This is a genomic window from Pseudomonas botevensis, assembly GCF_019145475.1.
GTDB lineage: Bacteria > Pseudomonadota > Gammaproteobacteria > Pseudomonadales > Pseudomonadaceae > Aquipseudomonas > Aquipseudomonas botevensis.
Genome location: NZ_JAHTKI010000049.1, coordinates 1 through 2,821, shown reverse-complemented (window position 1 = coordinate 2,821; position 2,821 = coordinate 1). Strand labels below are relative to the sequence as shown.

The window sequence follows — 2,821 nt, the reverse complement described above, 5'->3', positions numbered from 1 at the left end:
AGCAGTTGGGGTTTTGTTTTGCCCGCAGGAAAGTTCGCCAACTTGATTTCTATGCAACGGCCCGGGGCATGGCTATCATTCGGGCCTCATTGTGAGGCGAAACCTGCATGCTGACGTTGTTGAATCTATTGAAAGATGGTCGTTTTCACTCCGGTCAGGCTCTGGGTGAAGCCCTGGGGGTCAGTCGAAGTGCCGTTTGGAAACAGTTGCAGCACCTGGAGGCTGAACTCGGGCTGAGCATTCATAAGGTTCGCGGGCGAGGCTATCAGTTGACCAATCCGCTGACCTTGCTCGACCCTCTAAAGATCAGTTCGGGGGCTTTGGATTGGCCAATCTTTGTCTTTGACTCAATTGATTCGACCAATGCCGAGGCGCTGCGCGCTGTTGATCGTGGCCAAGCTGCGCCATTTCTGGTGATCGCTGAGCGTCAGGTGTCGGGACGAGGCCGAAGAGGGCGCAAATGGGTAAGCCCGTTCGCGGATAATCTCTACTACAGCCTCGTTTTACGCATCGATGGTGGGGTGCGTCGTCTTGAGGGGTTGAGTCTTGTTGTTGGTTTGGCTGTGATGAGTGCCTTGCGTAAGCTCGGTGTTTCAGAGGTGGGGCTGAAATGGCCCAATGATGTATTGGTTGGGCGAAAAAAAATTGCCGGTATTTTGCTCGAGCTTGTCGGTGATCCGGCGGATGTCTGTCATGTGGTTCTAGGCATTGGAATTAACGTGAATATGCAGGCGGCCAGCGAGGTTGATCAGCAGTGGACGTCTGTCAGGCTCGAGTCGGGCGTTAGCTGTGATCGTAACGTTTTGGCGGCTGAGCTGAGTCGGCAGTTGCGGGCTTATATGGCGAGGCACGAGTCTGAGGGTTTTTCGGCGCTCCAGGCGGAGTGGGAGAGGAATCATCTATGGCAAGGGCAGTCGGTTTCATTGATCGCGGGTGTCAGCCAGATCGAGGGTGTGGTGCAGGGCATTGATAGGCAGGGTGCGTTGCGCTTGAAGGTGGATGGTGTGGAAAAAGTCTTTAGCGGTGGTGAGCTCAGTTTGAGGTTGCGTGATGATTCTTGAGCTCGACTGCGGAAACAGTTTTATCAAGTGGCGAGTGCTGACTGGCGCCTCCGGTTCTGTGTTCTCGGAAGGGGTGGTTGACTCTGATCAGATGTTGCTCAGTGAGCTGAAAGCGCTTGCGGGATTATTTCTGCGCAAGTGCCGTCTGGTTAGCGTGAGAACGACGGAGGAAACCGGCGCGTTGATCGAGGCTCTTGAGCAGGCCTTCGGTGTTTCTGTTGTGTGTGCATCGCCTGCCCGTGAAATGTCAGGTGTCAGGAATGGTTATGACGATTTCGAGCGATTGGGGCTCGATCGTTGGGTGGCGATGCTTGGTGGGTTTCATCTCGCATCAGGAGCCTGTCTGGTGCTTGATTTCGGGACGGCGGTGACCGCTGACTTCATTGCGTCTGATGGCGAACACCTGGGAGGCTTTATCTGTCCTGGGATGCCGCTGATGCGCAATCAGTTGCGCACTCATACTCGAAAAATTCGCTATGGCGATTTGGCTGCCGAGCGTGCGCTGGCCAGTCAGGCACCAGGCCGGAGCACGGTTGAAGCCGTTGAGCGAGGCTGCGCTTTGATGCTGCAAGGGTTTGTGCTCACTCAGGTGGAAATGGCGCGCGGTTATTGGGGAGCGGATTTCATGGTCTTTATTACCGGTGGTGATGCGAATCTGGTTTCTGGGGTTGTCCCGCAGGCCAGGATTGTTCCCGATCTGGTGTTCGTCGGATTGGCTATGGCGTGCCCTTTGTCTTGAGGTTTGTATGCGTTGGTTGTTCCTGCTGTTGCTCGTTCTCAATGTGTTTTATTACGTTTGGCATCAGCAGGAGGCTCCTCTGCGCGCCAAAGACGTCACGCCGCTGAATCTGTATCGCGGATCCCAGCAGGACATTCGATTATTGAGTGAGGCGAGTGATGGCGTGCGGTCCAGGGCGGGAAAATCGTCGGGCGAAGACTGCTTGTATGTGGGAGGGGTGGTGGGTCAGGAGTCTGTCCAGGCCTTGACTCGGCGACTGGTGGAGTCGGGTATCAAGTTTCAGCCATCGCAGGATGGCGCCTTGGGGGCTGGTTACTGGCTGCGTATCGCGCCAGAGAGCCAGCGATTGCTGGGGGATGCGCAGTTGCAAAACCTTTCCAAGGAATTCAATGAGTTAAAACATAAAATAATGCTGTGCGAGGGGGTTGCACCTGCTGAATAGTTTGCATAGAATGGCGCCCGCTCCGCAGTGAAGACCTTTAACGGTTGAAGCAGCAGGGCGATGTCAATGCAGCTAACCTCAGGTTTTTAAATGAGAAAATGCTTGACACGGGGTTGGCATAGTATAGAATGCCGGCTCGATTAGGAGGGGTTCCCGAGCGGCCAAAGGGATCAGACTGTAAATCTGACGTCTACGACTTCGAAGGTTCGAATCCTTCTCCCTCCACCAGATTTTAGCGTGAGCTGCAGGCTCCGCGGGTATAGTTTAGTGGTAGAACCTCAGCCTTCCAAGCTGATGATGCGGGTTCGATTCCCGCTACCCGCTCCAAGTTTGCAGATTGTGCAAAGTGTTACGCTCTTGTAGCTCAGTTGGTAGAGCACACCCTTGGTAAGGGTGAGGTCAGCGGTTCAAATCCGCTCAAGAGCTCCATATAACAAGGCAGATATGAAAATATCTGCCTTTGTTTTAATGGTCAACGTAGTTCGCTTAATTCTACTCTCAGGGGTGATTTCGATGGCTAAGGAAAAGTTCGAACGTAACAAGCCGCACGTCAACGTTGGCACCATTGGTCACGTTGAC

At 54.0% G+C, this 2,821-nt stretch carries 3 protein-coding genes, 3 tRNA genes and 1 pseudogene; all 7 read left to right on the top strand.

What is annotated here, in order from left to right; genetic code table 11:
* The first annotated feature begins 107 nt into the window (after nucleotides 1-107).
* Nucleotides 108-1,061 (top strand): bifunctional biotin--[acetyl-CoA-carboxylase] ligase/biotin operon repressor BirA, encoded by a 954-nt coding sequence (birA, locus tag KVQ74_RS29220; RefSeq protein WP_217834829.1) that lies wholly within the window; start codon nucleotides 108-110, stop codon nucleotides 1,059-1,061.
* Nucleotides 1,051-1,800: a pantothenate kinase gene (locus tag KVQ74_RS29215; RefSeq protein ID WP_217834828.1), complete on the top strand. Its 750-nt coding sequence runs from the start codon at nucleotides 1,051-1,053 to the stop codon at nucleotides 1,798-1,800. Before birA ends, KVQ74_RS29215 begins: the two co-directional genes overlap by 11 nt.
* Nucleotides 1,801-1,807: 7 nt before the next feature.
* The gene (locus tag KVQ74_RS29210) at nucleotides 1,808-2,242 is read left to right on the top strand and encodes a hypothetical protein (RefSeq protein ID WP_217834827.1); all 435 of its coding nucleotides are present in this window, start codon (nucleotides 1,808-1,810) and stop codon (nucleotides 2,240-2,242) included.
* Nucleotides 2,243-2,385: 143 nt separating this feature from the next.
* A tRNA-Tyr gene (locus KVQ74_RS29205) sits at nucleotides 2,386-2,470 on the top strand.
* Between the two features lie 25 nt (nucleotides 2,471-2,495).
* Nucleotides 2,496-2,569, top strand: a tRNA-Gly gene (locus tag KVQ74_RS29200).
* 26 nt (nucleotides 2,570-2,595) lie between these two features.
* A tRNA-Thr gene (locus KVQ74_RS29195) sits at nucleotides 2,596-2,671 on the top strand.
* An 84-nt stretch (nucleotides 2,672-2,755) separates the two neighbouring features.
* Nucleotides 2,756-2,821 (top strand): annotated as a pseudogene (locus KVQ74_RS29190) (GTP-binding protein); the annotation flags it as partial.

Excerpts from the sequence above, each read along its gene's own strand:
- birA (WP_217834829.1), top strand. The coding sequence starts at position 108 with ATGCTGACGTTGTTGAATCTATTGAAAGATGGTCGTTTTCACTCCGGT.
- KVQ74_RS29215 (WP_217834828.1), top strand. The coding sequence starts at position 1,051 with ATGATTCTTGAGCTCGACTGCGGAAACAGTTTTATCAAGTGGCGAGTG.
- KVQ74_RS29210 (WP_217834827.1), top strand. The coding sequence starts at position 1,808 with ATGCGTTGGTTGTTCCTGCTGTTGCTCGTTCTCAATGTGTTTTATTAC.